Here is an 18,100-nt window from a genome sequence, read left to right on the forward strand (position 1 = left end):
CGATGGCTTATTTCTTGGCCGCTTTTGCCGACTCATGCCAAGGGATCACGACTTTACGCAGTGAACCAACGGTGAAATACAGCACGAAACCAATCATCGCCAAAAGGATTACAACGGCAAACAAGGTATCCACTTCCAGATCCTGCAGCTTGATGGTGGCCAAGTAGCCCAGACCACGCGAACCGGCCACAAACTCAGACACCACGGCACCAATAATGGCCAGCACAATTGCCATCTCCATACCCGTCAGGATGTAAGGCAAGGAGGCAGGGATCACCAGCAGTTTGAAGCGCTGCCAGGTGCTTGCCTTGCCCACCTGAAACACTTCAATCAAACCCGTATCGACAGACTTGGCCCCCAGATAACTATTGGAGAAAACCGGAAAGAAAGCCAATAGCGCCGAGATGATGATCTTGGATTCGATTCCAAAACCAAACCACAAAATGAACAGGGGAATCAGCGCCACTTTAGGCGTCAGCTGCAAGGCGATCACAAAGGGTTTGAAGATCGTGTCCAGGATGGCGATCCGTCCCAGCAACTGCCCCAGCAAGGTTCCCACAATGACTGCGATACAAAAGCCTCCCAGGCACTCGGCCAAGGTGGTGTAGATGTGATAGTAGGTATCATCGCGCTGCATCAGCCGCACCAGGGCGTGCACCACATCTTCCGGTGGGGGCAAGACCAGGGGGGACACGTCAAAACCACTGACATAGGCTTTCCAGAGCAGGAAAAACACCAGCACGGAAATGATTTGAATAAGTAGACGATTCACTTACAACTCCAGATGCTGACGCAGTTCATCACATAGACGGGCAAACTCGGGATCACCCAAAAAGTTTGTGCGCGGACGCTCCAACGTAATAGGAATTTCGGCTACCACACGTCCCGGGCGCGCCGACATCACAATGACCCGATCCGCCAAGTGCACCGCTTCACTGATAGAGTGCGTAATCAGGAAAGCACCAAATTTCTGATCCATCCAGATACGCTCTGCATCAGCGATGATTTTTTCCCGGGTCAAGGCATCCAATGCCCCAAACGGTTCATCCAGCAGCAATAAATCGGGCTGGGAAAACAGGGCGCGCGCAAAAGACGCCCGTTGGCGCATCCCACCGGACAGCTCGGCCGGGCTCTTGGTTTCAAAGCCTTTCAACCCCACCATGTCGCATAGCAACAGCGCCCGCTGTTCATCCTCAGCGCTGTAACTGCCCGCTTGCATCAACTTGGGCAGCAGGATATTTTTCTGGATATTCATCCACGGCAAAAGTCGGTGCTCTTGAAATGCCACACCGATATCGGGCGTTTTCTTGTCGGCCGTAGCGGGCCAGTTCACCTGACCGGAGGTGGGCTGTTCCAAACCACATAACAAGCGCAGCAAGGTGGACTTGCCGCAGCCTGATGGACCAATTACTGCCACAAACTCACCGGCCATGATGTGCTGATTGATGTCTTGCAAAGCAATGGTCGTACCGGTAGAGGTCTTGAAATGCTTGGAGACACGGTCAAAACGAACGATGGGCGGTGCGTCAGTGGACGGTTTTTTTGCTAGCTCAGACAACGGTAGACTCCCAGATGGCATTGGTATAGAGCTGTCTGGAGGTTTCCTTCATCAGACCGGCACCCTGCAACAAGCGAGTCGCTTCATCCCACTGTTCGGGCACATTACGCAAGACATTTTCTTTACCGTGCGCCAACCACAACTCACGGTTGCCTTTCAGGTCACCCAGCGCAATATCTTCTTTTTCAATACCTGGCACATCAAAACGACGCGCAATCGTGCGAATGACTTCCAGCAGTTGCGCATCGTCCATATCCGCCATCGCCAAGATCGCCGAGCGGGTGCCTTGCAAAAATGCGACGTGCTGCTCGCGGTTGGATTCCAGATCCTCTTCACTGGCCACATAGACTTGACCAGGCACACCGTCGTCTACAGGCAGCGCCACCAAAGGCAGTTCGGCAGCACGCAGGCGCGATACCGTGCTGGCATTGCCAAAAAATGCGGCAATACGGCCCGCCTCCACCATCGCGAACGACGCCGGACCGTCAGCAACACGCTCACGACGCACCGACTTGGGGTCCACACCTGCTTTGGCCAGCATCAAGTTCAAGGTGGCCTCCATAGAACCACCGAATGACGCCACGCCAACCACTTTCCCTGCCAGTTCTTTCACGTCCCGAACTGGGTGGCTCTGGGAAGAAATCACCACAAACGGTGAAATCTGTGACACCGTGCCAAAGGCCAGAACATCGGAGTTGTCTTGGGCGCGCGCAGACAGATAATTGGCGCCACCGGTGCGGCCAGCTTCTACCTGCTTGGCGGCAACCAGCTGTATGGCCTGACCGGCCCCCCTGCCCACTTCTACTTTGACGTTCACATCCAGTTTGTCGAAACCACCCGACGCGCTGGCATACAAGACGGGCGCGAAGGCCAGGGACAGCGTGAAAGGGGTCAGGTACGTGTAGGTCCCCTTTGCCTTGGCAAAGGCCACGCTGGCGCTCAGGGGCAAACTCATTGCCCCCAAGGCGCCGGCGCTATAAACCAGAAATTTCCTGCGGTTCATATGGAATCGCTCCTTGATAGGATTTAGGTGGGCTGCTTGTTTTGCGCAGCGGCCTTTGCCTGCATACGCAGCTTCTTGGCGGCAGTCAGCGGATGGTCTTCGGGATAGTCAGGCAAATCAGGCCGGTTCGCCCCCAGCATCACGCACATCAAGGACTCTTCTTGACCCTCATTGCGCAAACCGCGGTACACACCCGGTGGCACCGAAATAACGTCACGTTCGTTCAAGACAACTTCGCAACGCTCTCCCTTGTATTCCAGGAACAGACGGATACTGTCGCCGCGCAAAATGAAAAATGCTTCCTCAACGTCGTGGTGCACATGCAAGGGGCCTTCACAACCAGCAGGCAAGATCATGGTGGAAAACGTGAAATGCTCTGCCGGAATGACGTTGTCGTCATGGGTTACGCCTGCTGCTCCTGTGCCGATGTAGCGAGTTTGCGCTCGACGGTACGTCGGGTTCACCTCTGCTTGCCAACCCAGTGCATTCCAATCGTACTGACGGCTTTTGCGGCGAGCGATGCGTGATTCAATCCACTCTTGCAAACTCTTGTCCTGTGGACGCTTCCAGCTCGCAAACAGAGGAGATTCCTGATCGGGAACCGGCACAATTTGTTCTGTTGTCGTATCACTCATGACTTTCCTTTCTACTCCCAAAACATCAAATCAATCAAAATGAATGCTGCAGCCCAACACCGAGCTGGTGTTTGCGCTGTTTTTCGTCAATAAAGTGGTTGCGCACGCTGTACACGTTGCCCATCGCATACACGTTGGTGCGCTTGGAGAGTTGATAGCGGTAACCTGCTGCAAAACCGCCATTGTTCGAGAGCATGGCGCGCTGATAACTCAGCATGGCCGTCCCTCTTTTTCCAGCAGGAATGGACGCACCGACCGTAAAGGCGCGATCTTTGTCGCCCCCTGTTTTCACATAGCCAGGCGCAGGGCTCAGGTTAATGTTGCGCTGCTCGTTATAGCCGCTGAACAAACGCACGACGCCAAAGTCATAAGACAAACCAAACTGCAGGTTTTGCGCCTTGCGATTATTACTATCTTTAATAGGATTCAAGCGCTCGTAGGTCAGCGCCGCCTTCAGGGGGCCATTGCTATAGCGCAAGCCAGCGGTCACAACACGATTGTTGTTGGATGAGCCAAAAGACTGCTCATCAGCAGTGGAAAAGCTATAGCCAATACCGGCTTCCAGCCCACCGACAATAGGCGTCTGATACGTCACCGCATTGCTCAAGCGACCATCTGCACCGTAGTCGCCGCTTTTATACCCGAAGGTAGAACCGATGCCGTTACCGGACCATGCCACGCCAAACGGGCTGGCAATAAAGGGCGTCCACGAATAGCCAAAAACAGTTTGCCGACCAAACTTCAGTTCACCAAAACCGCCCTTGATTCCTAAGGTTGCTTGCCGTCCAAAGAGGCGGCCTTGGGTGGAGGTGCCGGTCGTCGTCAACAAGCCGCCTTCCATTTGGAAGGTCACGGAATAACCATTACCCAGGTCTTCACTGCCGCGGATACCAAAGCGCGATTGACCGGCAATCCCGCTGGCCATTCCAAACCTTCTGCTGTCATCCAACTGTTTTTCCAGCAACAGGCCGCTGTCCAGCAAGCCGTAGAGCTGCACGCTGCTTTGCTGGGCCAACGCAGCGCCGTGCCCGGCACACGCCATGACCAATACACCCGCTACTGCCCCCATTCGTCCTTTACTCATCCCTTACCCTTTTCGTTTCACTAGTGAAATGCTGTTTTATATTAGGAACAGAAAGTATAAAATCATTTAAACTTCGAGAGAAATGAGTAGAAACCCTTTAAGCATGAATCACTTCAGACGGGCACGCCGCCGTCTATCACAATAGCGGCGCCCACTCTTATACTTAGCCACATCAACCAAACCGCTGTGACCAACACCCAAGAGAGCTTATGAGTACGACTTTGCCGGCACAACAAAACTACACCGTGCCAGGACTGGAGCGTGGCCTGCGCTTGTTGTTCGAATTCAACCGGAACGAGCAGACTTTGACGGCGCCCGAGCTGGCCAAAAGACTGGAGCTTCCCCGCACCACCACTTTCAGATTATTGGCGACACTGGAAAATCTGGGCTTTGTACAGCGTGTGGAAGGTGGCCATACATATAAATTGGGCATGGCCATTTTGCGACTGGGGTTTGAGTATTTGGCTTCTCTGGAGCTAACCCAATTAGGAACACCGATCCTGGAGCGCGTACGTGATGAAACCGGGCTCTCGTGCAACTTGGCGATTCAAGATGAACATAGCGCCGTCATCATTAGCAAAGTGGCCGCCCCCACCCCATTTGTCAGCACCGTACATGTGGGCACCCGTTTGCCGCTGCATGCCACCCTGCTGGGACGGGTGCTGTTAAGTGATATGAAACCGGCGGATTTGCTGCAGCTGTACCCAGAAAACACACTGCCCAGATTTTCTGAGCGGACGCCTACGACCACGGATATGCTGTACGAACTCATCCGCCAAGATGCCGAGCGTGGCTATGGATACGACGAAGGGTATTTTGAGCCTGAAGTAGGCAGTGCAGCTGTCCCGATACGCAATAAGCAAGGACATATCGTGGCCGCACTGGGTGTGACGATCCCGGTCAGCTACTTGCGCTCCGGCAAGCTGGACACCTCATCCTTAGTCAATACTGTGCGCAGCGCTGCAACAGAACTGTCCCAACTACTGGGTTATCACAGCAGCGAGTCCTCGACCAGATAAGCCATACGGGTAGAGCTTGCAGGCTGCCTGGATCCTCTCCCTTTGCAAACCCGGCTTCAAGTGGGCTTTACAGAAGGAGAGGATGTTTTTTTCAAGCTTCATTGACCGCAGAGGCATCTGCATTTTGAGCCAGCTCGATGGCATGCTCCCGCACATCGTCCGGCCAGGCAGCCAGCAAACTTTTGAAGCGCTCCAGCTCATCGGCAAACAAGGCTCGCATGGCTTCTTCAAAACCGGGCAAATCGCCACCCAATGCGGTCATGAAATTATAGGTACGTTCCTGGGCCCAGGCCGGTCAGTGCGATCAAATCCGTCATGTGCCCACAGCTCGCTCCCAAAGGCTTGCCACCTCAAACGTTTAGCAGAATCCTGGACACACAAAAAACGCCCCCTGAAATAAATCCAGGGAGCGTCTTATCCGGCCAAGCCTGCACCCAAGGCGCAGACCTTCTTCTTGCTCAGAACTCCAGCAGCGGTCCATTCAATGGCGTCAGGACAGGGAACTGCCCGCGAGTAGCCACATGCGCAGGACGAGGCGTCAGCCCCTGCTTGGGATCACCCACGCAGTTTTCCACGCTGTTATAGACCGTAAACACATTGGCTCGTGGCCAAGGCGAGATATTGCTGGCCGAGCCATGCAAGGTATTGCAGTCAAAAAAGATCACCGAACCGGCCTTGGCAGTAATGGCTTCAATGCCGCCTTGATCCACCAGCAATCGCAGGCTGATTGGATCGGGCACGCCATACTCCTGCTTGCGCAAGGACTCCTTGTAATGGTTGTCCGGCGTTTGCCCCGTGCAAGAGATGAACTGGCGGTGCGAACCCGGCACCAGCATCAAGGGGCCATTGCACACATTATTGTCAGTCAACAGCACCGAGCAGCTTAAGGCGCGCATTTGCGGCATGCCATCTTCGATATGCCAGGTCTCGAAGTCCGAATGCCAGTAAAACTCCTTGCCGGTAAAGCCCGGTTTCAGGTTGGCACGGGACTGATGCACATACACATCCGAGCCCAGAATCTGACGGGCCACATCCAGCACGCGCGGATCACGTACCAGGCGGGCAATCAGTTCGCTTAATTCATGCACACGAAAGATCGAGCGCACGGCCTGACTGCCTTTTTCCACCACAGCCTCTTCACGCGACAAGATGCCGGGGTCCGTGCTCATGGCTTCCACATTGCCCAGCAAGGCTTGCACTTCCTGCGCATTGAACAAATCGGGCAGCAGCAAAAAGCCGTTGTCCTCATACTCCCGCAACTGGGACTTGTTCAAAGGCTGGCTACCTACCGGATCCGGATACACCACCGGCTCCTGGCGGCTGACGATGGCCGCCGTTCGTTCTGTACGGGATGTGTACAGATCGCTCATGGTCACTGTCATCATGCTCTCCTTAAGTCTTCAGTCTTCCACGATGGCTGGGTAAACCCCTTTCTCATCGTGAACTTCCTGACCGGTCAAGGGCGGATTGAATACGCAGATCACTCGCAGCGGCTCTTTGCCACCGCGCAGATAGTGTTCGTCGTGCTGGTCCAGGGCATAGACCACGCCTGGGCCCAAATCGTATTTCTTGCCGTCGGCAACGGTTTCGATTTCACCATCGCCCTCGATGCACCACACCGCTTCCAGGTGATTCTGGTAGTGGATGTGCGTTTCGGTGCCAGGAAAAATAACGGTTTCATGAAAGGAAAAACCCATGCCGTCTTTCTTGAGCAAGACACGGCGGCTGACCCAGGTATCTGTGCGCACCTCGTCACGGGTTCCAATCACATCTTGTACGTTCTTCACCAACATTAGCGTGCTCCTCCAATCTTCAGAATCTTGGCCTGGCTGCCGCGCTTGGACAGGCACTGGGCCACGCTGCGTTCAATAATGTCCAGACCTTGAGTCAGCTCTTCATTGCTGATCGTCAGCGCCGGCAGGAGCTTCAGAACTTCGTCGTGAGCGCCCGAGGTTTCAATGACCAGACCCTGCTTGAACGCCTGTGCGGCAATTTCATTGGCCAGGCCAACACCCGGTGGCGTCACCAGACCTTGAATGAGGCCACGACCACGCACACTCAAGCCACGATCGGGGTAGCTGTGCACCAGGTTTTCCAGCCAGTCGCGTACTTGACGCTCTTTGCCCTGGATCTCGGCTTCAAAGTCCTCGTTGGCCCAGTAGCTTTCCAGGGCTTGAGCCGCTGTCACGAAAGCCAGGTTATTGCCACGGAAGGTGCCGTTATGCGCGCTGGGTTTCCACACATCCAGTTCAGGCCGCAGCAGAACCAGGGACATGGGCAAACCAAAGCCGGACAGGGATTTGGACAAGGTGATGATGTCAGGACTGATACCGGCCTGCTCAAAGCTGAAGAAACGGCCAGTCCGGCCGCAACCGACTTGAATGTCATCGACAATCAGCAGCATGTCGTGCTCGCGGCACAGACGCTGCAACTCACGCAGCCAGCGCTGTGTGGCAACGTTCACGCCCCCTTCACCTTGCACGGTTTCCACGATGACCGCGGCAGGATGGTCCAGGCCACTGCTGGGATCTTCCAGCAAGCGCTCCAGATAAGCCATCGTATTGACGTCCGGGCCCAAATACCCGTCATAAGGCATGAACGAGGTATTGCCCAGGGCCACACCCGCTGCACTACGGAACTTGGAGTTCGCCGTCACTGCCAGGGAACCCGTGCTGACGCCGTGGAAACCGTGCGTAAAGGAAATCACATTCTGGCGGCCTTTGACCTGGCGTGCCAGTTTTAACGCCGCCTCTACGGCATTGGTGCCGGTAGGCCCCGTAAACTGCAAGCGGTAGTCCCACCCGCGCGGTTTGAGCAGCACTTTGTCCACCGTTTCAAGAAAGTATTTCTTGGCGCTGGTGGCCATGTCCAAACCGTGTACCAAGCCGTCGGTGTTCAGGTATTCAATCAGCTTTTCTTTCAGATGAGGGTTGTTGTGCCCATAATTGAGCGTACCGGCCCCACTGAAAAAATCGATGTATTGTCTGCCTGACTCGTCCTCCAAGACCGAGCCTCGGGCTTTGTTGAAAATGACCGGAAAGGACCGGACGTAGCCCCTTACTTCAGACTCCATCCGGTCGAATATTTTTAAGTCAGTCATATTTCCTCTCCTGGTTATAGAACGGCGTGTCTTGAGCCGACAAACAACAATCAGCGAACCAGACCGGCTCTACCGTTCTTTTGCGTAAAGTCCCCTTATCCAGAGTCCAAGGGGCCGATTCGTAATAGAGGTTCTGCCTCGTGAGCCTCATCGGCAAACAAGGCGGTATCAAAGAATTCCTGCTCCTGCATGGGCACACCCCAACGCCGCGCCATGGCTGCAAACAGGCCACGCGAGGCCCGGTTGCCAGGGCTGACCGTCGTTTCCAGATAGCGCAGGGAACGGCCACGCAGACGCTGCTTCAGGTGGTCCAGCATGGCCTGCCCCAAACGACGCCCACGAGCGCGCTCATGCACGGCCACTTGCCACACAAAAAGCACATCAGGACGGTCGGGGAGAAAGTAGGCAGAGATGAAACCGTCTATTTGTTCCCCACGCTGCGCGATAACGCAGGTCTGGGAAAAGTGCTCGCTGAGCAGCAAATAGAGATATTCAGAATTCAGATCCAGTGGCGGGCTGTCGGCAATCAGCTGATGGATGGCGGCGGCATCACGCAACAGGGGCGCACGCAGTATCAGCGCCGGGTCACTGGGGGCAGGATCGGCGGCAGTCACGCTGCCGGCCGAGCTGCCCGGACCAGGTCGGTCCGTCAAACCACCAACCCGGATTCGGGGGGTACATCCCCTTCCGGGACCTCAAGAATAGGCGAGGCCGTCTCATCGGCCTCCAGCACAACATCGGGGTCAGCGTCGAGCAAACGCACAATGCGCTCCAGCGACAGGGTCATGGTGGCCTGTTCCAGCTCGGGTAGCTCTTTCAAGGCGTCCGACAACTTCTTTTGCAAGGGGGACGGCGTGTCATGTGCCAAGGTCTTCCCTTCAGGTGTCGCACTAACAAAAACAATCCGTCGATCTTCACGGCCGCGCTCGCGCAGCACCAGTTTCTTGTCTTCCAGGCGATCCAGAATACCGACCACGGTGCTGGGGCTGACATGCATTTCGCGGCTGATGGCCGTAGCCGTCAGCGGGCCTTTTTCAATAATGGTGCGCAGGCAGATCAACTGGGGCGCGGTGATATTGCTGTACGCCGACAGTTGCCTGGAATGCAGGGCAATCGAGCGCGTGATCTGGCGCAAGGCCCGCAAAATTCGTAAATCGTAGTGTTGATCTGTGGTCATTTAATTAGCCAAACAAAATAATTCAGCACGATTAATTCGTGTTGAAATGATATGCCTAGAAAAGATCTAAGTCAAACCGATTTACACTCAAAATCATACGGAGCGTAAACCCGTGGATCTGACTCAAAACTGAAAAAAATGTAAGCGCCTGCCCCTTTCGCAGCGGGCAAGCAAGCGGGCGCAATGCCCTGCTCCTTGCCTTCTTGTCGAGGAACAGAACAAGGCAGCGTGAAGCTTACAGTACACTGCCAGGAGTCCCTGCCGGGGCTGTCACTCCTGGTCTTGCCCAAGACATGGCGTGCTGCATCAGAATCCTGCTTGCAAACCGCCACAGCCTGATACAAACCCGGTCCATTAACCCATAAGTCTGTTGGCCACGTAAAGCCGCTCCCGGTTCACGGTGCGCCCGCCAGACATAGAAACCAGCATGAAGCAATCTGATAAGGCAACCCTGATCGGGCTGATCGCCATTGTCCTTTGGAGCACGATTGTCGGCCTGATACGCAGCGTCAGCGACTCTCTGGGCGTAACCGGCGGCGCTGCCCTGATTTACACCCTGGCCTCGGTCTTTCTTCTTTTATCAGTGGGCTGGGTACGCTTGCGCGACTTTCCGCGTCGCTACCTGGTCTGGGGCAGTGTGCTGTTTGTCTGCTATGAACTCTGTCTGGCCCTGTCCATCGGCTATGCCCACAACAGCCAGCAGGCAATTGAAGTGGGGATGGTCAACTATCTGTGGCCGACTTTTACCATTGTGGCCGCCATCTTGTTCAATAAGCAAAAAGCCAATTGGCTGCTTGCACCCGGCCTGCTCTTGTCCATGATGGGGATCAGCTGGATTCTAGGCGGCGAGCAAGGCTTGAGCCTGCACAACATCTGGCTGAATGTGCAGGACAATCCCTTGAGCTACGGCCTGGCCTTTAGCGGCGCGCTGATCTGGGCCGGCTACAGCACCATGACCGCCCGCATCGCCCAGGGCAAAAATGGCATCACCCTGTTTTTCATGCTGACGGCAGCGGCCTTGTGGGTGAAGTACCTGGTCCAAGGTGCTCCAGCCATGACGTTTACGGTTCCCGCCTTGGTGTATTTGCTGCTGGCTGCCATTGCGATGGGCTTTGGCTATGCCGCCTGGAATGTCGGTATTTTGCATGGCAATGTCACCATCCTGGCCGGCGCTTCCTACTTTATTCCGGTATTTTCAGCCGCCCTGTCCACCGTTTTGCTGCAAGCTTCGTTGACGCTGACCTTCTGGCAAGGCTCGGCCATGGTGTGTTCGGGTGCCCTGCTATGCTGGCTGGCCATCCGGGTTCGCAAACCCCGCTCGCTAAAAAGCACTGCCTGAAAAAACCATATTCATTAATTCCGACGCCATTGTGCCTGCTGCGCAAAAATCAAAATAAAAAGCCGTTTGCTGCGCTGCAATAAAAGCCGCATAAAAAAAGACCGCCCCAGTTAATTCAACTTCGGGCGGTCTTTTTATGGGTTTTGCTTAGCCAGCAAATTAAATCAGGCGGTTCCACCTACGGTCAGGTTTTCCATCCGCACGGTAGGAATACCGACTCCAACCGGAACGCTTTGGCCTTCTTTACCGCAAGTGCCCACTCCAGAATCCAGCTGCATGTCATTACCGATCATGCTGATTTGATTCATGGCATCGGGTCCGCTACCAATCAGGGTGGCACCTTTAACGGGATACATCAGTTTGCCGTTTTCAATCACCCAGGCTTCCGAGGCGGAGAAAACAAACTTACCGCTAGTAATATCAACCTGACCTCCACCGAAGTCTACGGCATATAAACCTTTTTTAACCGAAGCAATAATTTCCTGTGGATCCTTATCGCCTCCCAACATAAAAGTGTTGGTCATGCGCGGCATGGGCAGACTGGCGTAGGATTCCCGACGGCCATTCCCCGTAATCGCCGCGCCCATCAAGCGTGCATTATGGGTGTCTTGCAAATAGCCTTTCAAAATACCGTCTTCAATCAAGACCGTACGTTGTGTGGCATTGCCCTCGTCATCCATATTCAAGGAGCCACGACGGTTTTCCAGGGTGCCATCGTCAATGACAGTAACGCCTTTGGATGCCACACGCTGGCCAATACGGCCCGAGAACAGGCTGCTGCCGCGACGGTTGAAGTCGCCTTCCAGACCGTGGCCCACGGCTTCGTGCAGCATGACACCAGGCCAGCCTGGGCCCAGAACCACCGTCATCTGACCAGCAGGCGCGGGTTTGGCTTCCAGGTTTGTCATGGCAGAACGCACGGCCTTGTCCACGTAGCTGCGCAGCATATCATCGGAGAAATAGGACAGATCGACCCGCCCGCCCCCTGCTGCCGAACCACGTTCACGACGGCCATTCTGTTCAACAATCACCGACAAGGACAAATGAACCAGGGGCCGGACATCGGCGGCCAGACGACCATCGCTGCCGGCCACCAGCACGACATCGTATTCCGCCCCCAGGCTGGCCATGACCTGCACAACGCGTGAATCTGCTGCGCGCGCCAAGGCATCCAGCCGCCCTAACAAAGCCACTTTTTCAGGGGCAGGCAAGCTGGCGATAGGATCTGTGCCGGTATACAAAGTGGGGCGCTGCGTATCGGCTGGCACCAGAATGCCGCTTTTACCCGAACCGCCCTGGCGAGCAATCGAGCGCACCACGCGAGCCGACGACAGCAAAGCTTCGGGACTCAGGGAATCCGAGTAGGCAAAGGCGGTTTTCTCGCCGCTTAATGCGCGCACACCCACACCCTGCTCAATGGAAAAGCTGCCGCTCTTGACGATTCCTTCGTCCAGCGCCCAGCCTTCGCTGCGGGTGTACTGAAAATACAAATCGGCATAGTCAGCCTGATGGGTGAAGATCTCACCCAGCGCACCGGACAAATGGCTTTCATTCAAGCCCCAGGGCTCAAGCAACAGTCCACGGGCGCATTCCAGGGCATTGATAGCCGGATCAACTAACTTCATCGTTTATTCCTACTGACAGATCCCCGGCAAGCCCATGGCTGCAAGGGACGAAAATGGGTACCAGCAGACGTGCTGACATCAACTTGGCTTCCGTCCATCTGAGCATTAAAACAGAATGTGCCACCGTATGCGATGCCGACGTACGGATCGGGCCAATAAGGGGCCCTCTGTGCCCAAAATCAGCCTATTGAACTAATAGGTTCAAAAATTCCAATTCCGACATTTTCTGATACGGAATTAAAACTATTTTAAAATCTTTCTAATTAGAAAGGCACCTATATGGTTTTGATATAAACCCATTCGGTTTCATGATAACCCCTGATTAGATTAATTAATCAAGAGCTATAGAATTGCCTAATACCCTTAAATAATTACAAAAACCAAACAGCTTTTTGATTAAGCGTTTATTTTTTATCCAAACCACTTATCTTTTCAAGAAAATCAAAGTACACTGCTTTCACATGATAAACATGAGCTTGTGCAGGCAGGGTTTATCAGATAACTACAAACATGAAACAGGAATCCTATATGTCAGTCGAAACTTACAGCTCCGCAAAGCAGAAGATAGAAAAAGAGATTCTCCGTCTGCAAAAGCAGATGAAATCTCTTCGAGTCAAACAGCGTCGTCCTGTCATCGCATCTATCGTCAAGTCCATGCAAGATAACGAGATCACGATTGAAGAAGTCGCTGAAGCTCTGGAAAATTCCGCCCGCCGCGGTGCTGGTGCTGGTTCCAACGGCCCTAAAACCAGCCTGCCTCCCAAATACCGCCACCCCGGCACCCAGGACACCTGGACTGGCCGTGGCCGCCCACCACGTTGGATCATTGATGCAGAAGCCAATGGCCGCAGCCGTGAAGAGTTCCTTATCAAATAAGTACGGACACCGAACAAAAGAAAGGGACCGCTTGAAAAAGCGGTCCCTTTCTTATTGATATAAAACCCCTACATAATGCCGGGGTTCTAGCGACTCAATCCCGAGCTAATGGATATCGGATATCAATCACTTGTCCATTATTACCGGGGAAGCCATCAAATATGGCCTGGGACAAAAATGGCATCTGCTGGTCCAGGTTGTCGGAATGGCTATAAGACACGGCTGTAGCACGATACACTTCTGCGCCCGAGTTTTGATTATCTGTAATGATTACATTTAGATAATTTTTATACACAGTGACAGGAACATTCACTACATTCGGAGAATAAAAGAAACCGCCGCCCCAACCATCATTTGGCGCATAATAGCCGCGGCCAATTCCCCAAGCAGATGGACCATAAAAACTATCGGCAAATTGCGGCACCCAGCTTTGTTCCTGCGGATTGCCATAATCCATTTGCACCACAAAACGTGCCGCTTTCAGATCCGGCGCTTGCACCAGCCCCGTCACCCCGATAGAGGCCCGCACAGAATCAGCAAAAGACTGATATTGCAGACTATTACTTTTGTCTGGCGAGGACTTGATGTAATACGTATCACCGCTGGTGGCTGTGGGCCATTGCTGATAACGCGTCAATTTGGCAGACCAGCTAGGCGCAGCGCAAGCCGTGGTCAATACCGCAAGTGCCAGGCTCATCAGGCGTAGGGCGCGCCAGGAAAACCCTTCAGAAAATAACGTCATAGTTTCACCCTTGCTTGTTTTTCGTTTGCACGTTCAAGCCCGATTAATGACAGCACCGTAGCGCCGACGAACAATTAGTTTACTGCCTGTTTCTGGCGTCCAGTGTGGGCGTTCAAACAACATTACAATAGACCATATTTTTCGATTGTCGGACCAGGATCACATGCGCACAGACACCTTACCTACGATCTCCCGCCACGATTACCAGCCCTACCCCTATCAAATAGAAAAGGTACGGCTGGAATTTGATTTGGCGGCCGAGCAAACCTTGGTTCGTCTGGCTTTTCGAGCCAGCAGCCGGGACGGCCAGATCCGCCCCCTGGTACTGGATGGCGAAGATATTGAACTGCTCGAAGTCAGTATCAACGGCGTCGCCCTGACCGCCCAGGATTACCAGCTTGATGAACAGGGGCTGACACTCTCGCCCCCGACGGCAGAATTTGATCTGGTGCTGGTGAGCCGTTGCCGCCCGCAAGACAACACCATGCTGATGGGCTTGTATGTCTCGGGTCAGAATCTGTTTACCCAGTGTGAAGCCCAGGGCTTTCGCCGCATTACCTTCTTTCCGGACCGCCCAGATGTCATGTCCCGTTATGAAGTGGTGCTGCGCGGCGATGCCAAGCTTTACCCGTATCTGCTTTCCAACGGCAATTTGCTGGAAAGCACCACGCTGGACGATGGCCGTACCCAGGCAATCTGGGAAGATCCTTTTCCAAAACCTTCTTATTTATTTGCATTGGTTGCGGGCGATTTTGATGTGCGCGAACGCGAAATCAAAAAGGCCAACGGTCAGCCTGCCCTATTACAAGTTTATTGCGATCGTGGTGATGGCGATAAAACAGAATGGGCCATGGAATGCCTGGAACATTCGGTACGCTGGGATGAACAACGCTTTGGCCTGGAACTGGATCTGGACCGCTTCATGATTGTGGCCGCTCGCGACTTCAATATGGGCGCGATGGAAAACAAGGGCCTGAACATCTTTAATGCCGCCTATGTGCTGGCCGATGCACAAAGCACTACCGATGCCTCCTTCCACGCTGTTGAAGCGGTCATAGGTCACGAGTATTTCCATAACTGGACGGGCAACCGCGTCACCTGCCGTGACTGGTTCCAGCTCTCCCTGAAAGAAGGCCTGACGGTTTTCCGCGATCAGGAATTCTCGGCCGACATGCTGGCTCAAGGGCTGGACGGTGTTCAAGCTGCCAGTGCCCGTGCCGTCAAACGCATTGATGATGTCAGCGTCCTGCGCGCAGCTCAGTTCCCTGAAGATGCCGGCCCAATGGCTCACCCCATTCGCCCCGAGAGCTATCAGGAAATCAGCAACTTTTACACCGCCACCATTTACGAAAAAGGCGCTGAAGTTATTCGCATGCAGCACACCTTGCTGGGCGAAGAAAACTTCCAGGCCGGTATTCGTGAATACTTCAAGCGCCACGACGGCCAGGCAGTCACCTGCGATGATTTCGTGGACAGCATGGACAGCGTGTATCGCCAGGTCAAACCCGGCCAAAGCCTGGAGCAGTTCCGCCGCTGGTATCAGCAAGCGGGAACCCCGCGTGTTCAGGTCAGCCTGCAACATGACCCAGCCGCCCAGACCGCCACGCTGACCCTGCGTCAAAGCAATGCGCCTGCCGGCATCGAGAACAAATCCACACCCAAGCCACCTTTGCATATCCCCTTTGCCGTGGGCATGCTGGATCAGCAAGGCACACCACTGACTCTGCATCTGGATGGTCAGCAAGGCGATACGCTGGTACTGGATTTCACCGAAACCGAACAAAGCTGGACCTTCACGCAGATTCCTGAAGCGCCAGTTCTGTCCTTGCTGCGCAACTTCTCTGCACCAGTGCGGGTGGACTACTACCGTCCGGATTCCGAACTGGCTTTGCTGGCCCGCCACGACACAGATCCATTTGCCCGTTGGGAAGCAGCTCAGTTGCTGGCTACCCGTCTGATTTTGTCCTCGGCATCAGGACGCACACCTTCGGCCGCACAATTGGCGACGGTGGTGCAAACCTGGCATGCGCTGGTACAAGACCCTGCCTTGAGCCCTGCTTACAAGGCCCGCATCCTGTCCCTGCCCAGCGAACGCGAATTGCTGGAACAAACCAAGCCCATGACCCCGCGTACCGTGGTTCAGGCTCGTCGCCAGCTGCAACGTGAACTGGGCCTAGCCCTGACGCCCTACTGGCAGGAGCTGTATCAGTACCTGAGCCTGGAACAAGCTCCCTACAGCCCCGACGCCTTGCAGGCTGGCCAGCGCTCCTTGCGCAATCTGGCCCTGAATTACCTGCTGGTGGCCGGTGTGAATACCGGCCCGCAGTTGGCACGCAATCAATATGATCAGGCCACCAATATGACTGATCGCATGGGTGCTCTTAGTGCGCTGGTGAACTACGGTGACGAAGAAGATCGTCAGGACGGTCTGGATGACTTTTTCCAGCGCTGGCAGGACAATCCCCTGGTGCTGGATCGCTGGTTCAGCTTGCAGGCCACCGCCCCCAGCACACAAGTTGCCCAGGTGCGCGCCTTGATGCTGCATCCTGCTTTCTCGATGCGCAATCCCAACCGCGCCCGCTCTCTGATTTTCCAGTTCTGCATGAATAATATGCAGGCTGTACACACGCCCGAAGGCTATGCTTTCTGGGCCGAGCAAGTCATTGCCCTGGACAAGCTCAACCCGGAAATCTCTGCCCGTCTGGCCCGTGTATTTGATAATTGGGCCCGCTTTGAACCGGAAGCCCGCGACCAGCTCAAAGCAGCGCTGGAGCGTATTCAGGCCGAACCCGGCCTGTCGGGCAATGTGGCCGAAATCGTACATAAAGCATTAACTCTTTGACCTCGGAGTCTGTCTTGAAGAAAAACCTTACTCAGTATCTGGTGGAGCAACAGCGCCAGAAGAAAACGGTCACCGCCGACGTGCGCCTGCTGCTGGAAACCGTCGCACGCGCCTGCAAGGCCATTGGCCATGCCGTCAGCAAAGGGGCGCTGGGCGGCGTTCTGGGTTCTCTGGACTCCGAAAACGTCCAGGGCGAAGTGCAGAAGAAGCTGGACGTACTGTCCAACGAAATCCTGCTGGAAGCCAATGAATGGGGCGGTAACCTGGCTGCCATGACCTCCGAGGAAATGGACACCCTGCACCGCATTCCCGACTACTACCCCAAGGGCGAAAACCTGCTCTTGTTCGATCCTCTGGATGGCTCGTCCAACATCGACGTGAACGTCTCCATTGGCACCATTTTCTCGGTGCTGAGCGTACCGCCCGAAGCACGTGACCGCGTGATCGAAGAGCAGGACTTCCTGCAACCTGGCGTGCGTCAAGTGGCCGCCGGTTATGCCATTTACGGCCCGCAAACCATGCTGGTGCTGACGGTAGGTGATGGCGTGGCCGCCTTCACGTTGGACAAGGAAATGGGCTCCTGGGTGCTGACCACCGAGCGCATCACCATCCCCGAGGACACCTCTGAATTTGCCATCAATATGTCCAATATGCGTCACTGGGAAGCCCCGGTAAAACGCTATATCGACGACTGCCTGGCGGGTCCCGAAGGCCCATTGGGCAAAAACTACAATATGCGCTGGATCGCCTCCATGGTGGCCGATGTACACCGTATCCTGACCCGTGGCGGTATCTTCATGTACCCCCGTGATGCCCGCGCCTCCGGTCGCAAGGGCAAGCTGCGTTTGATGTACGAAGCCAATCCCATGAGCTTCCTGGTCGAGCAGGCCGGTGGCATGTCGATTGACGGCACACAGCGCATTCTGGACGTGCAGCCTACCGAACTGCATCAGCGCATTGGCGTGATTCTGGGTTCGCGCAATGAAGTCGAGCGCGTGCGTCAGTACCACGAGCCAGGCTGATTGCTGTCCGCCGAACCTCGGCGGATACAGCACTGCCAAATGAAAATGGCCTCCTTCTCGGAGGCCATTTTTTTAAAG

The 18,100-nt window shown here is 54.8% G+C and carries 17 protein-coding genes and 1 pseudogene; 5 read left to right on the forward strand and 13 right to left on the reverse strand.

Annotated elements, in window-relative coordinates:
- Positions 1-7 precede the first annotated feature (7 nt).
- From CPY64_RS11135 to CPY64_RS11155, 5 genes are read right to left on the reverse strand one after another with little or no spacing between them, the layout of a single operon-like run.
- A complete protein-coding gene (locus tag CPY64_RS11135; protein ID WP_035272595.1) occupies positions 8-772 on the reverse strand; it encodes an ABC transporter permease in 765 nt (254 codons plus the stop codon).
- On the reverse strand, positions 773-1,558 hold the full coding sequence (locus CPY64_RS11140) for an ABC transporter ATP-binding protein (RefSeq protein WP_042481933.1): 786 nt from the start codon (positions 1,556-1,558) through the stop codon (positions 773-775). It abuts the gene before it with no gap.
- Entirely contained in the window at positions 1,551-2,561 is a 1,011-nt protein-coding gene (locus CPY64_RS11145; RefSeq protein ID WP_052362888.1) for an ABC transporter substrate-binding protein, read from the reverse strand. Before CPY64_RS11145 ends, CPY64_RS11140 begins: the two co-directional genes overlap by 8 nt.
- 23 nt (positions 2,562-2,584) lie before the next feature.
- Positions 2,585-3,196 carry a cupin domain-containing protein gene (locus CPY64_RS11150; protein ID WP_042481935.1) on the reverse strand — a complete coding sequence of 204 codons (612 nt, stop codon included), beginning with the start codon at positions 3,194-3,196 and terminating at the stop codon, positions 2,585-2,587.
- Positions 3,197-3,230: 34 nt separating this feature from the next.
- Positions 3,231-4,280 carry a porin gene (locus CPY64_RS11155; protein WP_080723700.1) on the reverse strand — a complete coding sequence of 350 codons (1,050 nt, stop codon included), beginning with the start codon at positions 4,278-4,280 and terminating at the stop codon, positions 3,231-3,233.
- A 209-nt stretch (positions 4,281-4,489) separates the two neighbouring features.
- On the opposite strand from CPY64_RS11155, the gene CPY64_RS11160 reads away from it, so the two are divergent.
- Positions 4,490-5,299 carry an IclR family transcriptional regulator gene (locus tag CPY64_RS11160; protein ID WP_042481939.1) on the forward strand — a complete coding sequence of 270 codons (810 nt, stop codon included), beginning with the start codon at positions 4,490-4,492 and terminating at the stop codon, positions 5,297-5,299.
- Positions 5,300-5,390: 91 nt separating this feature from the next.
- Here the strand turns inward: CPY64_RS11160 and CPY64_RS11165 are convergent.
- The 6 genes and pseudogenes from CPY64_RS11165 to CPY64_RS11190 all read right to left on the reverse strand — a co-directional run.
- A pseudogene (locus CPY64_RS11165) lies at positions 5,391-5,573 on the reverse strand (DUF2239 family protein); the annotation flags it as partial.
- Positions 5,574-5,757: 184 nt separating this feature from the next.
- Positions 5,758-6,681 carry an ectoine hydroxylase gene (thpD, locus tag CPY64_RS11170; protein ID WP_042481940.1) on the reverse strand — a complete coding sequence of 308 codons (924 nt, stop codon included), beginning with the start codon at positions 6,679-6,681 and terminating at the stop codon, positions 5,758-5,760.
- Positions 6,682-6,699: 18 nt separating this feature from the next.
- The gene (locus CPY64_RS11175; protein WP_009456191.1) at positions 6,700-7,092 is read right to left on the reverse strand and encodes an ectoine synthase; all 393 of its coding nucleotides are present in this window, start codon (positions 7,090-7,092) and stop codon (positions 6,700-6,702) included.
- Positions 7,092-8,399, reverse strand: a complete 1,308-nt coding sequence (gene ectB, locus CPY64_RS11180; protein WP_042481942.1) for a diaminobutyrate--2-oxoglutarate transaminase — start codon at positions 8,397-8,399, stop codon at positions 7,092-7,094. The genes CPY64_RS11175 and ectB overlap by 1 nt, the downstream gene beginning before the upstream one ends.
- Before the next feature lie 95 nt (positions 8,400-8,494).
- On the reverse strand, positions 8,495-9,052 hold the full coding sequence (ectA, locus tag CPY64_RS11185) for a diaminobutyrate acetyltransferase (RefSeq protein ID WP_052362889.1): 558 nt from the start codon (positions 9,050-9,052) through the stop codon (positions 8,495-8,497).
- Positions 9,049-9,576 (reverse strand): MarR family winged helix-turn-helix transcriptional regulator, encoded by a 528-nt coding sequence (locus CPY64_RS11190; RefSeq protein ID WP_042481944.1) that lies wholly within the window; start codon positions 9,574-9,576, stop codon positions 9,049-9,051. Before CPY64_RS11190 ends, ectA begins: the two co-directional genes overlap by 4 nt.
- A gap of 427 nt (positions 9,577-10,003) precedes the next feature.
- Between CPY64_RS11190 and yddG the strand changes: the two genes are divergently transcribed.
- Positions 10,004-10,915 (forward strand): aromatic amino acid DMT transporter YddG, encoded by a 912-nt coding sequence (gene yddG / locus CPY64_RS11195; RefSeq protein ID WP_042481946.1) that lies wholly within the window; start codon positions 10,004-10,006, stop codon positions 10,913-10,915.
- Positions 10,916-11,079: 164 nt separating this feature from the next.
- Here the strand turns inward: yddG and tldD are convergent, their stop codons facing one another.
- A complete protein-coding gene (gene tldD, locus CPY64_RS11200) occupies positions 11,080-12,540 on the reverse strand; it encodes a metalloprotease TldD (RefSeq protein WP_042481948.1) in 1,461 nt (486 codons plus the stop codon).
- A 528-nt stretch (positions 12,541-13,068) separates the two neighbouring features.
- On the opposite strand from tldD, the gene CPY64_RS11205 reads away from it, so the two are divergent.
- Complete coding sequence (locus CPY64_RS11205) at positions 13,069-13,416, forward strand: H-NS histone family protein (protein WP_009456182.1); 348 nt, start codon at positions 13,069-13,071, stop codon at positions 13,414-13,416.
- Positions 13,417-13,510: 94 nt separating this feature from the next.
- On the opposite strand, the gene CPY64_RS11210 is transcribed toward CPY64_RS11205, so the two are convergent.
- Entirely contained in the window at positions 13,511-14,158 is a 648-nt protein-coding gene (locus CPY64_RS11210; RefSeq protein WP_052362890.1) for a DUF4136 domain-containing protein, read from the reverse strand.
- Positions 14,159-14,321: 163 nt separating this feature from the next.
- Here CPY64_RS11210 and pepN point away from each other — a divergent pair, with 163 nt between their 5' ends.
- Both pepN and CPY64_RS11220 read left to right on the forward strand, forming a co-directional pair.
- Positions 14,322-17,000: an aminopeptidase N gene (pepN, locus tag CPY64_RS11215; protein WP_042481951.1), complete on the forward strand. Its 2,679-nt coding sequence runs from the start codon at positions 14,322-14,324 to the stop codon at positions 16,998-17,000.
- Positions 16,997-18,022 (forward strand): class 1 fructose-bisphosphatase, encoded by a 1,026-nt coding sequence (locus CPY64_RS11220; RefSeq protein ID WP_096917387.1) that lies wholly within the window; start codon positions 16,997-16,999, stop codon positions 18,020-18,022. Before pepN ends, CPY64_RS11220 begins: the two co-directional genes overlap by 4 nt.
- The last annotated feature ends 78 nt before the right edge of the window (positions 18,023-18,100 follow it).

It is taken from the genome of Alcaligenes faecalis (assembly GCF_002443155.1).
Taxonomy (GTDB): domain Bacteria; phylum Pseudomonadota; class Gammaproteobacteria; order Burkholderiales; family Burkholderiaceae_B; genus Alcaligenes; species Alcaligenes faecalis.